This is a genomic window from Paenibacillus sp. FSL H7-0323 (assembly GCF_038002725.1).
GTDB classification, from domain to species: domain Bacteria; phylum Bacillota; class Bacilli; order Paenibacillales; family Paenibacillaceae; genus Paenibacillus_AQ; species Paenibacillus_AQ odorifer.
In genome coordinates, this window is the sequence record NZ_JBBODB010000001.1 from 3,646,642 (window position 1) to 3,667,658 (window position 21,017).

Consider the following 21,017-nt stretch of genomic DNA (forward strand, 5'->3'; position numbering starts at 1 on the left):
TCATCATCCCTTCGAAATCGATATATTTTCAAAATAAGAGCTGATCTTCACACTTTCGAGAATCGCATCTTGTATTTCACCTTTACGCACCAGAGGCAATACTCCGGCTTTATTTAAGCTGGCGCGAGGGACATCGCCAATACCAGAACAGAGCAATATTTGACAGTCCTGTAATATAGAAATAATTTCTTGTAGCGTGGCATTCTTATCCCCATTACAATCCGCTTTACCGTGGCAATAGGCCTGAATCTTTCTGATACCTAGCAGTTTCACGCTTATTCCATCCGTTTCATAAACCATGAACTCTGTCGCGTGGCCAAAATGTTGATTGACCTTATCCCCACCACGTGTAGCAACAGCGACTTTGGTGGTGTGCTGCCCTTGCTGGAAAGAGTTCTGCCTTAGCTCTTTGGCTTTGACACGCTGACGGATTTTGGCATCGAGTTCACGTTGAAAGAGCGCTCTAGCTTGCTCATTAATAACTGGATTTTCATCCATCTTTTCTAATATAAAATCCTGATTACGATCCTGACCTAGCAGCCCAATGGCATCAGCACGGCATTGCCGACAATGGCGCATGACCTTCATCCCTTCGCGCCCAAGCACTTCCTGCAGGTTGTGCAGTTCTTTAGGACGCGGCGCCTTGCGCCCATCCCGTTCATACTGACTTCCCGGTGCGATAATTAAAGGCGTCACATTATGCAGAGTTGCCCCGAGCGCTTTAACTGTTCGCGATACTTCAGGGAGATGATGATCATTGACCCCTGGAATCATAACGGAATTAACTTTAACAAGAACACCTTGCTGCGCCAGCAGCTCCAAACCTTGAAGCTGGCGGCTGATCAGCAGCTCCGCTGCTTCTTGTCCTTCGTACCGGATCCCTTCGTCAACAACCCATGGATAAATTTCACGGCCCACATTGGGATCAATGGCATTGATGGTGATCGTGACATGACGGATACCTAGCGCTAGTATGGCGTCTACATGCCTGTAAAGGGTCAATCCATTAGTACTCAGGCAAAGGGTAACATCAGGGACCTGCCGCTTGACTCGTTCGAACGTGTCAAAGGTTCGTTCTGGATTCGCCAGCGGATCACCCGGACCTGCAATCCCAACTACCGACAGTTGCATCAGCTGTGCGGCTACACCTTTCACTTTGCGTTCAGCTTGCTCTGGAGTTAGCACTTCACTAACTACACCAGGCCTGCTTTCATTCACACAATCGAATTTCCGGTTGCAGTAATTACATTGGATGTTACAGGCGGGAGCAACCGGGATGTGCATCCTAGCAAAAAAACGATGAGCTCCCTCACTGTAGCAGGGATGGCGGCTGAGCTCCTCCTCTGCTTCAATGGATAACCTCGATGACGCCTGCGGCATTTCCCCACCTCCTAAAAATTTTATGCAGCATGAACTACTAGTACTTCTTCGCAGTAAAACTCACTCCGATAGAACAACTGATGTAATTTTAGTTAACACACTTCTCGCTTGATTGCTTTGATTAGTTTCATCATATTTTCATCAACCTACATCGTCAATCGAGTTTTCCCTTTTTAAGTCCTGTTTTTCCTTATGTTTGCAGTTTCGTCATATTAAATGTGAGTTTATATAACCTATATCTATCATGTTTCCGTTTCCATTTTATCCAATCTCTGTTGATTCTCCGTCATCATGTCATGTTTCTGGCCATTTTAAGGATTCTTAAAAGATAGAATCCATTTATTTCTGCAACTTTTATTGACAATGACTTTCATCTCGTATATGATCTCTTTAGGCAAGAACACATTGAATAATCTTAAAAATTTAATATATCCCGTAAAGGGGAGTAGCTGTTAAATAAAGTCGTCAATACGAGAATATGAGGATATTCTCCGGCTTTATTGGCAATTCACATTGTTAGCGAGACCTTTACCAATCAGGTTAGACCTTTATTCCAAAGGCTAATCTGTTTGGTAAAGGTCTTTTTTATATAAATTTGGTTAAAATGGTAGGGTAGATATCTTTTGGTAGATATTTGCATTCAAAAAGGGAGGACAACAGTAATGGATTGGGGATTATTATTAGAGTACGGTTGGGTATTGCTTGTTCTGGTAGCACTAGAGGGACTACTCGCCGCAGATAACGCATTGGTATTGGCAATTATGGTTAAGCACCTTCCTGATGAGGAAAGAAAAAAAGCGTTGTTTTACGGATTAGCGGGGGCCTTCGTGTTCCGATTCGGTTCGCTATTTGTCATCTCCTATCTGGTCGATATCTGGCAAGTACAAGCCATCGGCGCGATTTATTTATTATTTATCGCGGGTAATCATATTTTCCGAAAACTGTTGTTTAAGAAGCCCGTCACAGATGAAGCTGCTGAAAGCGGCACTGACGGTGCGGTCAATAAAAAGAAATCCAGCTTTTGGTTTACTGTTCTGAAGGTAGAAGTTGCTGACATCGCCTTCGCGGTCGATTCCATCCTAGCCGCAGTTGCACTCGCGGTTGCTCTTCCTGCAAGTGGTCTTCCAAAAATCGGAGGCCTCGATGGCGGACAATTCCTCGTCATCTTTGCCGGTGGATTTATCGGTCTGGTCATTATGCGTTTCGCAGCTTCCTTCTTCGTTAAGCTGCTGCATTCCCGTCCAGGACTTGAAATTGCAGCCTTCTTTATCGTAGGTTGGGTGGGTGTTAAGCTGTCAGTCATTACATTGGCGCACCCTTCACTTGGTGTTCTGTCCGAAGATTTCGCTCATAGTACCTGGTGGAAAGCCACCTTCTACGTTGTGCTCGTACTCATCGCTGTAATCGGCTGGTTTATGAGTAGCCACAAGGTTGAAGAGAATGTTGGCGAGAATCCGGTTCGAGAAGTAGACAAACAACTCGGTAAATAATCGTTAAAATACAGCCACAAACCATACCCCGAAAGATGCACCTTCTGAACAGGTGCCCGTCTTTCGGGGTATTGCTATTTATCCTCGTTTTTGCTCTCGATATTCCTGCGGCGTACAGCCAACGGTTTTTTTGAAGAATCGAAAAAAATAGTGCTGATCACTAAACCCGAGCTGGCCGGAGATCTCGTGCATTTTTAGAGCAGTTCCAAGCAGCAGCTCCTTACTCAGCTCCACTTTTTTCTCCAGAATATAATCAGAAATCCCCTTCCCTGTCGTTCTTTTATACCAGCGTGACAGATAGGACGGATTAAGTGAGACTTCCTGCGCAATCCGGGTTAAGGACAAATCATCGGCCAGATGGGATTTAATATATTGGTGGATCATGGACAGGATATTCGATTCATCATGTTTATAGGTAGCGCTTCTGTTCGAGATAATCCATTCAAAAAACGTGTGATAAAAAGAGATGACATCCGACCAGTGTGTATTGATATTAAAATATAACATGCGTGATAAATTCATACCGCTATGTGCTTTTTCCGTTAAACCTAATTCTTGTAAAGTCTGCAGCAGGGTGTTGCTGATCCCAGACATTAATCTTAATCTCAAAAAAGGATCCTCCGGCCCACCTTCCCCCGAGAGCTCCACCCATTTGCGAAAAGATGTGCCCCAATCGAGATCACCTTCAAGCAGCCGTTGTTTTAAATAGTCGAGCAGTAGTTCCGCTGTTGCATTTCGATTATGCATAGAACCTGGACTTGGGCTCACTTCCTTGGTATTTATCCTCAGCAGCTTTTCCATCCCAAGTCCGGGGCTATCAAAAATGGCTAATCGTAAACGGTTCAAGGCATAGTTCAGCTCATGCCAATCCACTTCCTGATCACTGGCGATGATAGACACAGATAGTTGCAGACATTTGCCACAGGCTTGCTGAACGGATTCCATTGTTCCGTGGACGAAGCGCAGCGTTTTTAACCAGAGCTCTTCTTCCTTGATTGAGGATACACTTTCACTTTTAGGCTGAACAAAACAAGCTATCGTCCCCGGATCCAGATCCACAGCCTTAACTTCAACCTTGTCGCTGAGCAGCTCCTCCGCAATATTGGCTACCGCATAACGAATTAAACTCCGGTCTGAAGCCGTTTCATAATTTCGCCAAGCCTCCATCCGCAGAATAATAGGCAGGACGGATCCATCCGCTTTGAACGGGAGCTGAATGGCATCGAATTCAACCTGCAAGCTCTGCCGGTCTATCCGTTCGGTGCGTCTTAGAATATCGTGTAATAACTGCTGCTGTAACTGGGGCAGCGCGCGCGGGAGCTTGTCGCGAAGCCACTGGCTTTTATAGAAATAATCCTCTTCTGAAGATATTTTCTCCAAAGTCAGCTCCACAGCGGCACGAATTTTATCCATCCCCTCTGTCTTCAATAAATAGTCAACTACACATGGATTTCGGATCGCCTGATGGGCAAAATCGAATTCATTATGTCCTGTCAGCAGAATTACTTTACAACGTGGCCAGCGGTCGACAATTTCCTGAATTAACGCCATCCCATCCATACCTGGCATACAGATGTCACTAAGCACAATATCTATTTTTACGGTATTAAGCCAGTCTATGGCATGATCCGCTGAATGAACCTTTATGATCTCCAAATCTTTAAAATCTGCCTTTACAAAAAATTCGTACAGCCCATCCAAAATATTAGGCTCATCATCAACTATCATCATTCGTTGCATCCTGCACGTCCCCTTTAAGCGGTAAATTGACTCTTACACAAAGTCCGCCCAAACTGCTTCTCTCTGCCTGCAAGCCATAAGGGGAACCAAATTTGATCCTCAATCTCTGATTTACATTTAATAAACCCGTGATCTCCCCCTGAATGGCATTCTGCTCGGAGAACTGGCGCTGCAAGAGATTTAACTTGTCCTCACTAAGTGAGTCACCGTTATCTTCTATTATAATAGTCAGCGTATGCTCAACTTTTTCATAACTCATTTTTAATAGGCCATTGCTGCTTTTTTGCTTAAGCCCATGCTCGAATACATTTTCAATAATGGGCTGCAGGAGAACCCGTGGGACTTTGATGTCCCGGCAATCCGCTGCAATCTCATCTACCTCAGCTCTAATTCTCGCGCCAAAACGAATCCGCTGTATAGCCAGATAAACCAAAGCATGCTCCTGCTCTTGCTGCAAAGTAACCTCCTGGGCGGAATCCCGGGTCATGTACCGAAAATATTGCCCTAAATAATCAGAGAACTCCTTGATCAGCTCTACATTTTCCACCTCAGCCATCTGTTTTATGCTAAATAGACTGTTGTAGAGAAAATGAGGCGTGATCTGCGATTGTAAATGTTTAAGCTCCGCTTCCCCTGTCCGGATACGCTGCACGTAGTTCTCATCGATTAACGTATTCAGATGCTTAAGCATCTCATTGAAACGAGAATATAGATACCCAAACTCATCCCTGCGGGAGTGAGTAATAAAGATCCCCGTCTGCCCCTGCTCCGCTTTCTTAAACCCTCTGATAAGAATAGACATCGGGCGATGAATCATCCTGTACGTCCATAAAGAGAACAAGATAATGATCACTATCGAGACAACGAACAACAACCACAGCAGCAATGAGTAGACATGAATCGGCTTCATGAGCACCGTATTGGGAATATTTGCGGTCAGCCTAAAGTTATTGCTGTGATCGTAGAGCGAATAGTAAAAAGAATTATCAAAACGATACCGCTGCACACTTACAGTCTCTTCACTATTTAGAGGTTTCTCTATGGGAAACAACCTGGGCTTCTGGTCAGAAGTTGATATCACATAATCGTTATTGCCGAAGGCTAACGTAATATCGCTCCCCCCTGATACCGCAAATTCTTTCAAACGCAACTCAAGCTCAGGTGAGGAAAGCTTCACTCCCAGCAAAAAATTAGGTGAAAGATTGCGATCCAGGTTATAAGGATTACTACGCAGTAAATATAAGTCATCTTCGTATTTAGATAAAGCACCCTTCAGATTACCCATAGTGGCCAGCAGACTTTGCCATTCCTCGTTGGTGACATCCCTAACCCCCACCGCAGCGCTAACCCGCTTATTAATTTCCGGGACATAATACACAACATCACTAATATAAGGACTGGTTTCTTTGATTTGTTTTAGCTTGGTGTATATATTGTTCAGATTAGAATCCACTTCGTACCGGCTCATAATTGGAATACGGGTACTGAAGGTAGCCAGCGTTTCATCCTGAGAGTACTCCGTGACTAAGCCCGTTATCCGTTGCAGCTCAAATTCAAGATGGCTGTAGTAAAAATGAACCTTCGATTCGTTCGCCCTCTCCACTTCAGCTTGCATTTGGTTGGAGCTATAGTAGGTAATAGATATACTCAGCGCACAGAGTGGAAGCATGACCAATAGGAAAGCTCCGATCAGCTTGATCACAATGGAATCGGGGTTCCACCCGATGGAGAATGATTTCATTGGAATTTTCTCCCTCTTCTATCGAATAATAATAAAGAAGGAGCCATGTTCAGGCTCCTTCTTATTTTTAGGTCCAGTCCAGTTTAACCCTTTACACTACCCACGACTAGTCCATGCACAAAATATCTTTGCAGGAACGGATAAATCGCCAGGATCGGAATGATAGACAAGAAGATCTGGGAGGCTTGCGTTGTACGGTCTGAGATTTGGTTTAATAACGCAGCTTGTTCAAAAGTAATATTTTCGGTCTGGATCGATACCTGCTGAAGTATGGATTGTAAATAGGTGGCCAGCGGATAATGTTCCGGGCTCCTCATATAAATCATGCCATCGAACCATGCATTCCAGTGACCTACCAAAGCGAACAACGTAATGGTCGCAATACTTGGCATAGATACCGGCAGATACACACTCCACAACGTACGTAAGTGTCCTGCGCCATCCATCCATGCGGCTTCCTCCAATTCTTTTGGCAAACCTCTGAAGAAATTGAGCATGAGCAGAACATTAAAGATCGGCACCGCGCCCGGTATAACAAGCGACCAGATGCTATCCAGCAGCCCCATTTCTTTTACAATTAAATAGCCAGGAATCAGACCCCCGCTGAAGAGCATCGTGAACACAAAAATCCAGGCATACACGGTCCGTGAGTGGAAGGACTTTGCCTCTTTAGACAGCGGATAAGCTACTAGAATCGTAAACAACAAGTTAACGGATACCCCAAGCACTACCCGAAGCAGACTAGTTCCGAAGGAGTGAATGAACTGGTTGTTCTGAAGGATATATTTATAGGAAGAAAGAGTGAAATCCACAGGCCAGAAGGTTACGCTACCCGCGTTAACAGCTGCGCTGGAGCTAAAGGAGATCGCCAGAATGTTCACGATCGGAAAAAGACAAAGCACTGCGAGCAAAGTCAGAAATACATAATTGCAGCGGAGAAACCAACGATAAGCAGTTGAAGTATGGTGCATTTAGTCCACTCCTTTCTCTCTAAAAAATCCGATATTTAGCAAAACGATACGCCAGATAATAACCCAGCCCGATAAATACGAAGGAAACTACCGATTTTATCAATCCTAGTGCGGTCGATACAGAGTACTGAGCATCCTGTAGACCAATTCGGTAAATCATCGTGTCCAAAATATCGCCTGATTCATACACTAGCGGGTTGTAGAGGTTGAACACTTGGTCAAATCCCCCATTCAGGACGTTGCCAAGGCTGAGTGTAAGCATCAGGATCATAATCGGGCGAATGCCCGGAAGCGTAATATGCCAGGTCTGCTTCCATCTTCCGGCACCATCGATTACAGCAGCTTCATAAAGAGAGGAGTCAATGCTGGTTAAAGCCGCCAAATAAATAATCGTCCCGAATCCAAACTCCTTCCATTGATCTGTGATCACTAGTACGTATGGGAACCAGCTATTGTCCGCTAGAAATTGAATAGGCTGCATGCCTAGTGCTTTTAAAAGCATGTTGACAATCCCGCTGCTCGGAGACAGTACATCTACGATAATCCCGCCCAAGATAACCCATGAGAAAAAGTGCGGCATATAAATAATCGTCTGAATCGAACGTTTGAAGCCGTTTACACGAACCTCATTAAGCAATAGAGCCGCTATAACTGGCACGGTCAGGCCAGCAATAATTTTCATGACGGAGATAAATACAGTATTCCATACGACCTGACCAAAACCGGGAAGCTCAAACAAATAACGAAAGTTTTCGAGCCCTGTCCAGTTCATATTCTTAAACCCTGAGATCGGGGAAAAATTCTGGAAGGCAATTACAAGGCCAGCCATCGGAATATAACTAAAAATAATGATCACTATTAAGGCAGGTAAAATCATTAAATGGAGCGGAATATTACGTAGAAATTGCTTAGTATTAAAGTGCATATGCTTTCTCCTCCTTGTATCTCAATTATAGAGCAGCCCCAAATTGCCTTAATAGTGTAGCGTATTGACTTTAAGTATCTTTTGTTGACCTGGTTATCGAACCGAATAGCTGTTCAGCCAAAAAAAGAACTGCCCGTTTGTCATTATCATGACTAGGGGCAGTCCTCTTCTGCGTCGTTTTTACTAGTTTGCTTTTACGATATCATTTACTTCTTTCGTTATTTGATCTCCACCGAGCTTTTTCCAGTTGGCTACGAATTTGTCGAATTCATCGATAGGAAGACTTCCGTAAATGATTTTGACAAAGGTCTCTGCACGCAGTTTATCCAAGGTAGCCGCTTTGCTGTTCATCGTTTTAGTTGGGGCATAAATGAACTCATTCATCAACACCAAGTCATTGTCGCGGTAGTGTTTGATAACCGATTGTGAGCTAAGCGGCCCAAAGATCCGTTCCATATGCCATTTATCAAGATCTCCACCGCGGTAGCTTTGAATATCATCATAGAATAATTTAGCTTCAAGGCCCATGTTTGAGGTATCTCCCGATTCAAGGGCTTTTTCCACTTCATCCTGTGCTTTTACATTTTTGTTCGGTGGGAGGTTGGATACAACCGCGTTTTGGAAGCCCAGACCTGTGTCCCCGTTCAAATATTTTGCCCGTTCCGTTTTAGCGGACTCCCCAAACATTTTCTCTGCTTGGAAGTTAAGCAGCTTGATCAATGCCTCCGGATGCTCGTAGCCCTTACGGACCGCGAATACGCCTCCAATCGTAAGATGGTTTTGAGTTTTGGCAGGTTGGTCATCAATAGATTGTACTGGATAAGGCACCCAGTTAACATTTTGATCCTTTTTAATCATGTCCTTTACTTGGAAAGGGGCCCATTGCGGCAAAAATAACATACCGGATTTACCAGCATTCACATCCTCCATCGCTTTGGCAAAGTCTTTTACCCCAAACTCTGGATCAATGACTCCTTCTTTATACAATCTTTGCAGCTCCGCAATTCCAGCCTTTACCTCCGGTTGAATCGTACCATTCACAACCTCGCCATCGGCGTTTTTGATCCAAGTTTCCAGGTAAGCATGGTACCCGAGTAGAAACGCATTGATTGGCAAGTCCTTGTTCAACGAAATGCCGTAAGTATCCTGTTTGCCATTTCCGTCTGGATCTTTAAATGTAAAGTCTTCTGCAATCTTAATAATATCCTGCATGGATGTTGGCTCTGCCAGATTCAGCTTGTCCATCCAGTCTTTTCGAATCCATATCATATCAGAGGAATCCAGCGAACCCGGGAAGCTTACCATCGCCATCAGTTTTCCATCTTTCGTAACCGGCTTTAGCCCTGCTCCGTCCTCTTCTGCGTAATATTCTTTGACAAGATCCGAAGCATATTTATCAAATACCCCGGTCAAATCCTCCAACATGCCAGCTTCATAAAGCTGCTCGAATTGCACCGTGGACACCTTTAACAAATCAGGCAAATCCCCGCTCGCCAAGGTAACATTCATTTTATCGTTATAGTTAGCATCAGCCACAATCCAGTCATAGGACACTTTAATCCCAAGCTCTTCCTCGTATCCTCTGGTCCAGATGTTATTGGAATGTGTATCGCCCTGCGCCAACGTCTCTTTGCCTGTTTCGTTCATCGTGGAGCGAAGTTTGATCGGCGGATCATATTTGGTTAAAGGGCCGCCTTCCATTTCCGTTTGCACACTAGTGTTTCCCTCTGCGGAACTACTACTGTTTCCACTACTGTTTCCACTATTATTGCTGGAGCAACCACTGAAAACTAATGATAAAACAATGGCCGATGCCATTAAAGGCAAGCCTTTAATCTTTCTTTTCATCTATTGAACCTCCCTTATTTTCTATATCCTAATTGTAAGAAGAAAGCGTTAACACAGCGAGTGTGAACCGTTTACATTCGGTATCTTTTCTTTACCTATTCATGTTCGCCTAACAAAGCTCCGCTTTAGGGTCACTCTGATTATCATAATACTGTGAGTTTGTAAGTGTCTATGTATTGGTAATTAATTACACAAAAAAGAGGCTGATCCTTATGCTATCCCATAAGAATTTTAGCCATCAAGATTACCTATATAGTGAGCCGGCGGTGCATAGTGTAGGCGGAATGGACTGAGGATTGCGCTGAGGATTACGCTGAGGATTGCGCTGAGGATTACGCGGAGGATTGCGCGGAGGATTACGCGGAGGATTGCGCGGAGGATTGCGCTGAGGATTACGCGGAGGATTGCGCTGAGGATTGCGCTGAGGATTACGCGGAGGATTGCGTTGAGGATTACGCTGAGGATTACGCGGCATTACGCGTTTAATTGTATTTAGTACACTTATAATGCATCAAATCACTCGGCCAAAGGATATAAGTGTATTTCGTACACTTATATTCTTGCTTTTCTCGCCAATAGGTGAATTCTCTAGTTTTTAGTTGCAGAGAATGCAATTAAAGATACACATTCACCTTTTGCATAAGAAATAGCTGTATAGAATGCAGTTATTTTGCGGATTCCAGCAAGAATCGGCGCACAAAAAATGCTGAGAGAATACTGGAAACTGCATCTGCCAGATAGAGATGCTTTATTCAATCCGCCGCGCTGCAAACTAAAAAACCAGGCAGCGATTCTCCAATCGTCGGAGAATCGCTGCCTGGCTGTCTTATTAACACTTATTGACCTATGATCTGATCGGTCTTTCCTTGCAGCTCCACTAGCTTCATGATCACCGAAGCCGCCAGCGCTTTTGTTACATTCTGCTGCGGATTAAACTTGCCGTTGTCATCCTTTAAGAGTCCCAATTTCACAACAAGAGCCACGGCCCCCTTATTGTTTATAGCTGAGCTATCACTAAACTGACTTACAGTCACATCTTTATCAAGATAAGCTGTGAGTTTATTGTATTTCAAGAAATTAGCCAGATGAACAGCAAGCTGTTCCCGGGTTAACTTACTCTCTACTTGCAGGCTTTCATCCTTATTGATCCATTTACGATCTGCTGCAAAAATAACTGCATCATAATATGAATTCTCTGGCTTCACGCCTGCCACAGTTTTTCGTTCATTATTATTATAATAATTGGTGAAATTTGGACTAGAAGCTTTGGCAAGATAGGATAACCAATCACCGACAGTTATTTCTTGATCCGGGTTCACTTTACCATCGGCATCCGGTGTAATCACATGGTGGTTTACCAATTCTGTTAATTCCCGCTCTGCTGCATGACCTTTGATATCCGTTGCAGATAGTTGAGCATCTTGCTGACCGAGGTAATCATACACCGCAACCCATTTTCCAGTAGCTGCATCCAAAACCTGATTCAATCCGTTAGATTCATCAAAGGTTGTATCATATACCAGCTTCACCTTCGGTGCGACATAGTTACTATAAGTATTGTATCCGCCAACCTGAGTATACTTCAGTTTAGTCTGATATTTAGGTTTATAACTTTCGAGCGCTTCTTTCTTGGAAATTGTTGCATCAGGCGATAATGTGATTCCATCGATACCGCTTATCCGATTCCCCATGTAAGAAGTCAGTCTGCCGTAAAGATCCAAACTTACCGTAATGGTGCTGTCACTCACAGGAATTCCTTGATGATATCTAATAAACTGGTATCCATATCCTGATCCGTCTGAAGTCAAACTCGAATTATCCCCGTATTCTACCAGCTTTAGCTTCTGGCTCGCCTGAGGATATAGACTATTAATTATACTAAGCGCTTTCACCTTCGCTTCAGCCTCACTAAGCTTCTTACCTCCAGCAGGTGCCGGCTCTTCCTTCTTCTTATCCTGAATAGCACCATAAGCTTGAACCTGGTACTGCAATACTTCACCGGTCTTTGCATCGATCTCAGCAGAGGATTGTTCTGGAAAGCCAGCACCAATGTAACGATCATTTCCATTACTGCCCCAGTATAGCTGCCAGATTTTTCGATCTGAATCCTGATAGTCATTTCTCAAGGTTTGCGAGATCAATTTACGATCTGCCGGGATATAAGCAACCTTCTCTACAAGCTGTGCTGCTTCTTTTGCAGAAAGCTCTGTACTAGAACTTCTTGCCTGAAAAACATCCTTGCTCTTCGCTACTTCTGAATACACGACTGAGGTGGATACGGATTCTTTTCCTTCATAATCTATCCGCTTGCCCGTTAATGCATCGATAGGATATAGAGACTGATCTATTGGACGCCAGCCTAGGATCCAGTTGTTAGGTTTTCCGTTCTTATAAATAGGAATGTAAAATAGGCCCACATCAAACTGTTCCGCAAATTGCTTCTGTGCTTGCTCCAAGGTAATCTTGGGCTGTGCAGACGGGTACTCAAGCCCTTGAGAAGACTTAGAGAATTGCGTTACAGTTCCGTTACCATCCACAACTATGTTAATGCTGTCCGATCCAGAAGGAATACCATTTTTCAGAATACTGAAGTTATATCCATATTGAACAGGACCGAATAATGATTCCGAAAAATAACTATAACCAACATTCTCATTTAATTGCAGCTCACTGCTCTTAACCGATGAGGCTGCCTTAGCCACAAAAGTCTTGGCGATCTCCAATGCCTGAGTCTGCGATACTTTCGGTGGATAATAGGATTCGTTCTTCTCCTGGGAGAATGAGAGATAGGTGTTGATGATATCACCATTAATGGCGTCTACCTCACTGCTAAAACCATATCCTATATTCCCTTCTTGAACCTGCCACTGAATATGCCAGATCATTTGATTTGCTGGAGCTGGGTAGCTTTGGTTAGATCCCAGTTGAACATTGTTTACAGTTGCATCTTTTAGAGATGGGAATAGTTCTTTTAACTTTGCAATGGCTTGCTCCTGCGTGAATTTCACTTTTGCAGGATCAGCCTCAGATTTCGTAGTCGTAGCTGGAGCCGCTGATTGCGTACTAACCTGCGTTACGGAAGTGTTGCTGCTAACAGATATAGAATCGGCTGCGGCTAAGCCAGGGGGTAAGAGTAACGCGAGTGCAACGGAAGTGATTAATACCGTTTTAGCTGTTTGATGAACAAAAAGAGTACTATTGCTTTTCAAAAGAATTCATCCTCCTCTAACACGTGATTCATATTATTATACAGATATTTTCTTGTATTTTCCATAATTATTTAACGACAGGAAATTACGACATTTTTGTGATGTGAGCTATAATGGTAAACAGTTGCAGCTATAATTCATCTAGAAAGGGGGTCACCGACATTACTGACTGGAACCTTCAGCCGCTTATTGACGGTATTACTAACCTAGACATTCGCAGTTGTTTGATCATTCAACATGGAGAACCCATACTGGAGCATTACCGCGATCCACAAATCGCTGAAGAGCTTGGCAAAATCAACTCGTGCACCAAAAGCGTACTCTCCGCCTTAGTTTGCATAGCCATAGATAAACAAATGATTCCACCTCCAGACACACCTATTTCTTTATTTTTTCCTTCATTAAAAGAAGATCGTGACCCACGTAAAAGAGAGATCACTATCGAACACTTATTAACGATGACCGGAGGCTTTAACTGGACAGAGTTTGGTGGGCAGAATTCTTTTCCGGCCATGACTAAAACCGCAGACTGGATAAAATTTGTGCTTGCACAGCCATTAGCTCATACACCAGGAACCGTGATGACTTATAACTCAGGCTCCTCTCAGCTCTTGTCCGCAATCCTGCGTAATTGTGCTGGACAGGCGGTTGCAGAATTTGCCGAAGATCAGCTGTTTCAACCACTTGGCATTCAAAGCTATCACTGGGAGAGTGATCCGCAAGGCATACATACCGGTGGGTTCGGACTTCATCTGAAGCCGGAGGATATGCTGAAATTCGGCTTACTTTATTTGCAAGAGGGACGCTGGAAGGATCAGCAGATCCTTTTTTCAGATACAATTCAGCAATCTACTCGCCCTTACGTTGAAGCCAATCATCCGCAAAAAGGATTCTACGGCTGGCATTGGTGGGTATCCCAATTCAATGCAGGTTCAGAGCAACAGCCGAACGAGATCCCTTATTATTTTGCACTCGGCTTTAAAGGGCAGCATATCATTGTAGTTCCTGCTTACGAGCTGGTTGCCGTTATCACCGCGGATAAGTACAAAAAAGGCTCTCCTGCAAATGTTTTCGGCCGATTTATTGTGCCAGCTCTTCTAGGGCAGTAAGAACCAGGAATCACATGCAGTTCTATGTGTGGATACCACACAATCCATAAAGCAGCCGCAGCCATAGACTGATAAAGTCTTGGGCTGTCGCTGTTAGTTTTGTACAAATGATCGCTATTAATTTTTCTTCAACTCGTTTGCTACAAGCTTAAATGACGCCAAATTTCTTTAATGCGTAGGCTATCCCGCCTTCACTTGCTTTTTTTGTAACAAAATCGGCTTTTTGTTTTAACTGTTCCGCACCGTTTCCCATCGCAATGCCCAATCCCACATACTCCAACATGTCGATATCATTCCCACCGTCACCAAACGCGATAGCCTCTGACTTGCAAATATTCAGATAATCCAGCACCTGTTTAATCGCCGTTGATTTAGAAACTTTTGTTTCTTCAAGCACATTCATAACGTATCCGTGAAAACGTTCGAACCATAATTCAGGAAATCTATCTTGGAATTTTTGCGCTTCATTTTCGTCCGCATACAAGCATATACAGTAAACCTCCTCTGGCAGAGCGCTCATTTTTTCGGGATATTGTGTAAGACTCAAAGTCTCCTTTAATGCCTTCATAACGCGCTCATCCTCGGAACCCATTCCGTTCATGGTTAAAAGTTTGGTGAAATAGGACATGCCATGTCCGTTCAACTCAGCAAAAGCCGAGAGTTCCCGCACGGTTTCTGTTGAAAGCGTTGATTTATAGATAACGTTATCCTTACATTTGACAAGCGCACCGTTAGCAGAAATAAAGGTATCAATGCCCATAGACTTGAACTCTTCACATAAGTTATGTGGTCTCCCTGTTGCAACTACGACTTTAATTCCTTTCTCTATCAACTTCTCAATTGCTTCTATCGTGCTAAGTGGGATACTTCTATCAATTTCACTCACTAGAGTACCGTCCACATCAAAAAATACAATCTTATACATATTATGAAATAAGCCTCCCCGTTCGATCGTAACTAGATAGATTATATTTCATGGGATCTAAAACAAGAAGGAAGCCGATCACACGGATCAGCTTCCTTCTTGTTTTCTTATTCAGCTTCGGCACAACAAGCTTACGTCGTTAATTTTGCATATACCACAAAAAATAACATCATTTCACCAATGATCAGGTAATTAGGTATAAGGAACAACAAATCTACTGCGAAAAAAACACCAAGTAAACCTAATAACAACGCCAAATGGAATATCCCTAACCGTTGCTGTATACGTCTATATTTATGGAAGACCAGTGAGGTAGAGCAGAAGTAGAGCAGGACCGATCCAAAAACAAAACACACCATAAATATATAATTTAATTGATCTAAAAATAACAGTTGGATCGAAGCTGCAATCATACTCAAGGATACATAAATAAATAAATGCCCGTAAATTATGGTTTGCCCGGCAGTCTCTATAGTCTTATCCACTTTCTTTTCAACATTATCAAAATATTGCCACCACATAGCTATAATTAATAGAAAAGTTAATAATGCAAATACAATAGATTGCCACGTCCAGTGGCTAGACTGTAAAACCGCAAGGATACTGACCACTGATTCCCCAAGCAGAATAAGCGTAAACAACGAAAAGCGTTCCAATAAATGATGAGTATTGATCGGACTTTTTACCAAGTATTTCCGACCTACTAATGGAAGCAGAATGTCTACAGTAATTCCCGCATACAAAACTACATAACGCATCCAAGAGTCAAAGAAAAGTGATAAAGAAGAGATCACTAATCCAATCCAAAATCTGCTTCCCAAATACCGGGCAGTGCCCTTTCTATCAGCCGCTTCATTCTTATTTATCGTAAGATATTGAATGGCTGTCATAGCTCTTAAACCAACATAACCTATTAAGAATGGCATATAATATTGATCAAAGTTAACCGATAGGCTCGCCGTCATTATTAATACAAAAAATAATTGTAGAATCAAGAATATCCGATGTGAAAAGATATCTTGCCCAAACCGATTCACAAAAAGCGATTGCCCTACCCAAGCCCACCAGATCGGAATAAATATTAAGATAAATTTGGATAAGTATTCAAGTGGAATTGTACCCGCCTCTACATGCAATAGGACATGGCTCGCTTTTGAAACTGCTGCTACAAAAAGCAGATCATAAAATAGCTCCAGCCAAGTAACTTTCTTCTCAGCAATGGATACTGTACTGTGCTCAAATCCCGATGTGCGTTTATTCATCGTCTGACTCCCTTGGTTTGGATGTGTATTTCTAATACAGTTTATCGAATACTTATCCATCTTAACCGAATTGATATACTAATTTGAAGACCCTTTACCTAAAAATAAAACCAGCAAGCCTCCACACAGGGAGCTTGCTGGTTTTTAGTAAATAAAGTTATTCCCCGGCAATACCGGAGCGTTCCACACTTTCTACAAAATGACGCTGTACGAACAAATACAGAATCAGAATTGGCAGAATGGTTAGAATACACGCCGCCATAACCTGATTCAGTCCAGTTGGGGCCATCCCAATAGAACCCGAAGTCATTTGCGACATCGTCTCCGCTGCCTGATTATTGGAACCATAAAACATCGCTAATCGCTGCGACAGATTATAGAAATCCGGTGTTGTTAAATACGTATTCGGTTCAAAGCTGTCATTCCAGTGCCATACCACAGAGAATAAGAATACGATCAGCATTGCCGGCTTGGCGATAGGAAACATGATTTTCCAGTACGTTCTGAATGCGCCTGCACCGTCGATACGTGCTGCTTCCTCCAACACTTTAGGCATGCCGCGATAGAACTGAATAAAGATCAGTACGAATAATGCCCCCTTCAACCCGTGCCCAAACATAGAAGGAACCACAAACGGCAAATGTGTATTAATCCACCCCAAGTCACTAAAGAACAAATACAGTGGCACAACAATCGTCTGCGGTGGAACTAGAAAAGTAAACAGCAGCAGAACGAAACACACTGCGTAGCCTGGAAAACGGTATCTGGCAAAACCATAACCGATTAAGGAACAGCTTAAGATTTGCAGAACTGCACTCCCGAAGGAAATAATCGCACTATTTGCGAACCCGGCCCAGAATTTAAGCGAATCCCATGCCAAAAAATAGTTGCCAAAACTTATCTTTTTCGGAAGCCATTGCACTGTGGCATCGGCCACGTCTGTTACTTGCATCATGGATTTGGATACCATGTATAACAAGGGATATAGGAATACGAACGTTAAGCTGAGAATAACCAAGTAATAAAAAGCGATATTCAGCACCTGAAGCGAACGTTTCACGACCCTGTCCAGCCTGCCGCTTGCTTTTAGACGAGTTGTCAGATGTTCCATGTTCGTTGTCCGAACCTGCTTTACGGATTCCTTCAACATCTTCTACTTCCTCCCTTCGGTGGCGCCGAGCGACTTGCTGAATAACAGGAAGACCAAACCCAGAACCAAGAAAATAAACACAAAATAAATCCAGCCCATCGCTGAGCCATATCCAAAATCATTATTCTTAAAGACGACATTCAAAATATGACTCATGATTTGATTATCTGCCTTCGTGAATGAGCTGACGATACTAAACAATGTGTTTACGAGCATCATCGGCATAATCATCGGGAAGGTGATTTTCCAAAAACTCTCCCACGCGGTTGCTCCATCACATTTGGCCGCTTCATACAGTGAAACAGAAATCGTCTGTAACCCCGCTAGAAAAATCAGAATTTGCACGCCAGAATCCCACATCACCAGCGTTAAAGATTCTGCATATTTCAGCAATGACTTCAAAATGTCGCCGGGGATAAAGTTATGGAGCTTATCATATAAATCCTGATTATAAAAAATTGGTAAATTTGCGGCACCCTGATCCATCAATTTGCCCAGAATCGCCCCTGAAGCAATGATGACCGGCAAAAAGAACACGCCACGAAAAAAGGTTTTTCCTACGAGTCCGCGATTTAGCAGAATCGCACAAAAGAGCGAAAAGATAAGAATTAACGGAACCTGAGTCACCGTCGACACCATCGTCGATTTCAGCAGAGGCAAGAAATTAACATCTGTAGTAAAAGCGGCGCGATAATGCTCCATCCCAACAAAAGTGGCCAGTAAACCGCCTTTGCTCACTTGGAGATCCTGAAAGGAATAATACAAGGAACGGCCCAGCGGAACAGCCATAAACACCAGAAATCCGACCAGCCACAGGCCGATGAAGGAATATCCTTCAACGAAATAACGCGCTCGCATCGATAGCTTTGATTTTTTCACTTCATCATCCTCCTGTTACCGCATAGCTGAATGCCTCGACGGTCTGACCAGACACGTCAACAGACTGCTCATTATAGTTGACTATAATGCTCACACCGTTTGCATAAGTCGTCCGAAAGACCTTACTTTGCAGCTGCTCATGATTCGTCATTTGCTGGTTGCTAATGCTGTCATAGACCTCTTTCAATGCGAGATAATTCTGCACAGAAGGTGCCAGCCAGTTCTCAAGACTAGAGCTGAACAGCCGGTCTGCCATGGTTCTCTGAAGATCGCTAGTCGGAGCATAAGTTAATTCATAACTTGGAAGGGCTCCATATTCCAGCGCCCGTAAGGTTTGGTTACGGGAATCATCGTACAGATTAACCGGGCTTGCTGTATAAGGCACTAAGCCGTGTAACACTAGTTGATAAAAAGGAATCGCCCGATCTGTATAGACAAATTGACTGGAGTCGAGCGGCACCTGATCAATCCGGTTCACATGTCCTAATGTATAGGCAAAACCATAATCTACTGCCGTGTTAAGCTCACCCTTACGGAAGTTATCCAATGCATTAACATAAGTATCTTCTGTAAGCTGGCGGTCCGTATTGGATTTATTATCCTCATCGGAGTATAGCAAGCTTCCAAAGTGTTCAAACTGCACACCCTTCACACCCAGATCCTGAAACTTGCTTAACTCAGCATTACTGCGTTTTGCGATAACACTAGGTTTCATTAAATAAAAATAGTCATCCGTATTCCACCGGGTAGAGAGATAATAGACGTACTGCTTCAAGACTTCACGATTAATACCGCGCACAGCATCTCTGCTTGCCTTCACGCCGTTGCTATCTTGGTAAGGTTTCACGTAGTTAGCTTTCAAATAAAGATTTACGCCCTTGCCTGCGGCATATTCCTGAAGCTCTTTTAGTCCCTTATTGCCTCCCAACTTCTTCTCAACAGGGAATTGTTCTGGCTGGTTTCCGTATAAACCATTTTTGGACCATCCCTCGATCGTAATCTCTAGCTGAGTAACACCCTCTGCCTGATATTGATCAATCATGTCCTTGATTTGTTTAAACGTAGCTGCTTCTATAAAAGTTGAACCGATGACTTCATCACGTGAAATCCCACCGAGCACTTGAAGATACAATGGCGTGTTCTCAAGAACTACTTCCTTGACCTTTTTCTCCTCCATTAAGTAATTACGGTATTCCTTCGCCATCCCAACGTAGTTGGCTTCCTCACCTTGGAGCAGAACATAACGTACGTTACGATCGGTTTTGATCATCTCACCCTGATAATAAGGAATTTGGCCGGAATTGCCGACAAAAATAACATCATCCTTGCGCAGGGTAAATTCACTTGATGCTCTATAAAGCGAAATAGCGCGAATGCCTGATGGAACACCGATGATTTTAGCGTCGGTATCTCCCTTAGTAACAATTGCTAAATATCCTGTGTCTCCCTGATAGATCCCAAACACTGGCAAGGCGATAGCTTTTTTAAGAGGTGCCGCCTTTTGCCAAGAGTTATCCGTAATTTCATGATTTTGTTTCACGAAGGTTTCGTCCCCGCCGTAAATGTATTCAGAATAACCTTTCAAATAAGCGGGATGATCTTTCCGAAACTCCAGCAATGCCCCTGAACCATCTGGAAGCATCATTGCCCCCTCTGCATCTTCTCTAGCCGCATGAAAAAATGGCAGCACCTCCAGACTCGTGAATTTCGCATTCCCCTCTTCCTTCAAATACTCCTGTGGAATGGAAGCCTCAAATCCATTAGCAGTCAGTCTGTACTCCAGAGCAAAAGAAAGCTTCAGGCTAATAAAAGCAAACTCCGCGCGGACGACATCTTGCTCAATCGTTACGGTAACCGTGGAGTCTTCATCTTTAAGTGGGTAGACCTGTGTAATGTCAGCCCCCTGTGTGTATCTGGCATAAATCGGCGCGGTCGTATATTTCTTAATATTTGGCATGGCTGTTCGCTCCAGCTGTGGAGATCCAAGCCACTCCTTGTTTGTGATTTTATCTGTGATGCGAAGATTTCCCGATTTCTCATCTACATATAAAATATAGCGTTCGTTCTCCAGTGCTTTTGTTCCAGGCGTGACCGGCTGCAGCTCAACCTTCTGAACAAGTGCTGCTACAGCTGTTGGAGCCTGCTCTTCTGCCGGAGCCGTGGTCTCCTTTTCTTGCACAGCAGTGGCCTGCCCTTCCGCTGGTTCAGTCACCACCGATGTTTGCTCTTGCCCAACCTCTTTGCTTTCTTCAGTCTGAACAGACTGCGCAGCGGTGGACGGATCGGCGGAACTGTGTAGGGGTTGAACATTTATCACTGCGAACAGCATCATCACAACAATACAGAGAATGGCCCGCACTTTAACTTTTTTTCTCATCGTGTTACCTT

At 43.5% G+C, this 21,017-nt stretch carries 14 protein-coding genes; 2 read left to right on the forward strand and 12 right to left on the reverse strand.

What is annotated here, in order from left to right; translation table 11 throughout:
* Positions 1-3 precede the first annotated feature (3 nt).
* Positions 4-1,380, reverse strand: a complete 1,377-nt coding sequence (nifB, locus tag MHH89_RS16600; RefSeq protein WP_076308820.1) for a nitrogenase cofactor biosynthesis protein NifB — start codon at positions 1,378-1,380, stop codon at positions 4-6.
* Positions 1,381-2,042: 662 nt separating this feature from the next.
* Between nifB and MHH89_RS16605 the strand changes: the two genes are divergently transcribed.
* Complete coding sequence (locus MHH89_RS16605; protein ID WP_036679597.1) at positions 2,043-2,870, forward strand: TerC family protein; 828 nt, start codon at positions 2,043-2,045, stop codon at positions 2,868-2,870.
* Positions 2,871-2,948: 78 nt separating this feature from the next.
* On the opposite strand, the gene MHH89_RS16610 is transcribed toward MHH89_RS16605, so the two are convergent.
* The 6 genes from MHH89_RS16610 to MHH89_RS16635 all read right to left on the reverse strand — a co-directional run bounded on the left by MHH89_RS16610 (position 2,949) and on the right by MHH89_RS16635 (position 13,304).
* Complete coding sequence (locus MHH89_RS16610; protein ID WP_341087643.1) at positions 2,949-4,601, reverse strand: response regulator transcription factor; 1,653 nt, start codon at positions 4,599-4,601, stop codon at positions 2,949-2,951.
* Entirely contained in the window at positions 4,588-6,351 is a 1,764-nt protein-coding gene (locus tag MHH89_RS16615) for a sensor histidine kinase (protein ID WP_076194607.1), read from the reverse strand. The genes MHH89_RS16610 and MHH89_RS16615 overlap by 14 nt, the downstream gene beginning before the upstream one ends.
* An 83-nt stretch (positions 6,352-6,434) precedes the next feature.
* Positions 6,435-7,322, reverse strand: coding sequence for a carbohydrate ABC transporter permease (locus MHH89_RS16620; RefSeq protein ID WP_076281910.1), 888 nt, complete (start codon positions 7,320-7,322; stop codon positions 6,435-6,437).
* A 19-nt stretch (positions 7,323-7,341) separates the two neighbouring features.
* Positions 7,342-8,247: an ABC transporter permease gene (locus tag MHH89_RS16625; RefSeq protein ID WP_036679607.1), complete on the reverse strand. Its 906-nt coding sequence runs from the start codon at positions 8,245-8,247 to the stop codon at positions 7,342-7,344.
* A gap of 183 nt (positions 8,248-8,430) precedes the next feature.
* On the reverse strand, positions 8,431-10,095 hold the full coding sequence (locus MHH89_RS16630) for an extracellular solute-binding protein (RefSeq protein WP_341087646.1): 1,665 nt from the start codon (positions 10,093-10,095) through the stop codon (positions 8,431-8,433).
* Positions 10,096-10,931: 836 nt separating this feature from the next.
* Positions 10,932-13,304, reverse strand: coding sequence for a YcdB/YcdC domain-containing protein (locus MHH89_RS16635; RefSeq protein WP_076308819.1), 2,373 nt, complete (start codon positions 13,302-13,304; stop codon positions 10,932-10,934).
* Between the two features lie 113 nt (positions 13,305-13,417).
* Here MHH89_RS16635 and MHH89_RS16640 point away from each other — a divergent pair, with 113 nt between their 5' ends.
* Entirely contained in the window at positions 13,418-14,413 is a 996-nt protein-coding gene (locus MHH89_RS16640; RefSeq protein WP_081388353.1) for a serine hydrolase domain-containing protein, read from the forward strand.
* Positions 14,414-14,561: 148 nt separating this feature from the next.
* Here MHH89_RS16640 and MHH89_RS16645 read toward each other — a convergent pair whose 3' ends face one another.
* From MHH89_RS16645 to MHH89_RS16665, 5 genes are all read right to left on the reverse strand, one after another.
* Entirely contained in the window at positions 14,562-15,338 is a 777-nt protein-coding gene (locus MHH89_RS16645; RefSeq protein WP_076308818.1) for a Cof-type HAD-IIB family hydrolase, read from the reverse strand.
* A gap of 131 nt (positions 15,339-15,469) precedes the next feature.
* A complete protein-coding gene (locus tag MHH89_RS16650; protein ID WP_076281986.1) occupies positions 15,470-16,558 on the reverse strand; it encodes a low temperature requirement protein A in 1,089 nt (362 codons plus the stop codon).
* 199 nt (positions 16,559-16,757) lie between these two features.
* Complete coding sequence (locus tag MHH89_RS16655; protein WP_081387615.1) at positions 16,758-17,750, reverse strand: carbohydrate ABC transporter permease; 993 nt, start codon at positions 17,748-17,750, stop codon at positions 16,758-16,760.
* 3 nt (positions 17,751-17,753) lie between these two features.
* A complete protein-coding gene (locus MHH89_RS16660; RefSeq protein WP_081382489.1) occupies positions 17,754-18,629 on the reverse strand; it encodes a carbohydrate ABC transporter permease in 876 nt (291 codons plus the stop codon).
* A 4-nt stretch (positions 18,630-18,633) separates the two neighbouring features.
* The gene (locus MHH89_RS16665) at positions 18,634-21,006 is read right to left on the reverse strand and encodes a DUF5696 domain-containing protein (RefSeq protein WP_076281912.1); all 2,373 of its coding nucleotides are present in this window, start codon (positions 21,004-21,006) and stop codon (positions 18,634-18,636) included.
* Positions 21,007-21,017 lie beyond the last annotated feature (11 nt).

Excerpts from the sequence above, each read along its gene's own strand:
- nifB (WP_076308820.1), bottom strand. The coding sequence starts at position 1,380 with ATGCCGCAGGCGTCATCGAGGTTATCCATTGAAGCAGAGGAGGAGCTC.
- MHH89_RS16605 (WP_036679597.1), top strand. The coding sequence starts at position 2,043 with ATGGATTGGGGATTATTATTAGAGTACGGTTGGGTATTGCTTGTTCTG.
- MHH89_RS16610 (WP_341087643.1), bottom strand. The coding sequence starts at position 4,601 with ATGATGATAGTTGATGATGAGCCTAATATTTTGGATGGGCTGTACGAA.
- MHH89_RS16615 (WP_076194607.1), bottom strand. The coding sequence starts at position 6,351 with ATGAAATCATTCTCCATCGGGTGGAACCCCGATTCCATTGTGATCAAG.
- MHH89_RS16620 (WP_076281910.1), bottom strand. The coding sequence starts at position 7,322 with ATGCACCATACTTCAACTGCTTATCGTTGGTTTCTCCGCTGCAATTAT.
- MHH89_RS16625 (WP_036679607.1), bottom strand. The coding sequence starts at position 8,247 with ATGCACTTTAATACTAAGCAATTTCTACGTAATATTCCGCTCCATTTA.
- MHH89_RS16630 (WP_341087646.1), bottom strand. The coding sequence starts at position 10,095 with ATGAAAAGAAAGATTAAAGGCTTGCCTTTAATGGCATCGGCCATTGTT.
- MHH89_RS16640 (WP_081388353.1), top strand. The coding sequence starts at position 13,418 with ATGGTAAACAGTTGCAGCTATAATTCATCTAGAAAGGGGGTCACCGAC.
- MHH89_RS16645 (WP_076308818.1), bottom strand. The coding sequence starts at position 15,338 with ATGTATAAGATTGTATTTTTTGATGTGGACGGTACTCTAGTGAGTGAA.
- MHH89_RS16655 (WP_081387615.1), bottom strand. The coding sequence starts at position 17,750 with ATGTTGAAGGAATCCGTAAAGCAGGTTCGGACAACGAACATGGAACAT.
- MHH89_RS16665 (WP_076281912.1), bottom strand. The coding sequence starts at position 21,006 with ATGAGAAAAAAAGTTAAAGTGCGGGCCATTCTCTGTATTGTTGTGATG.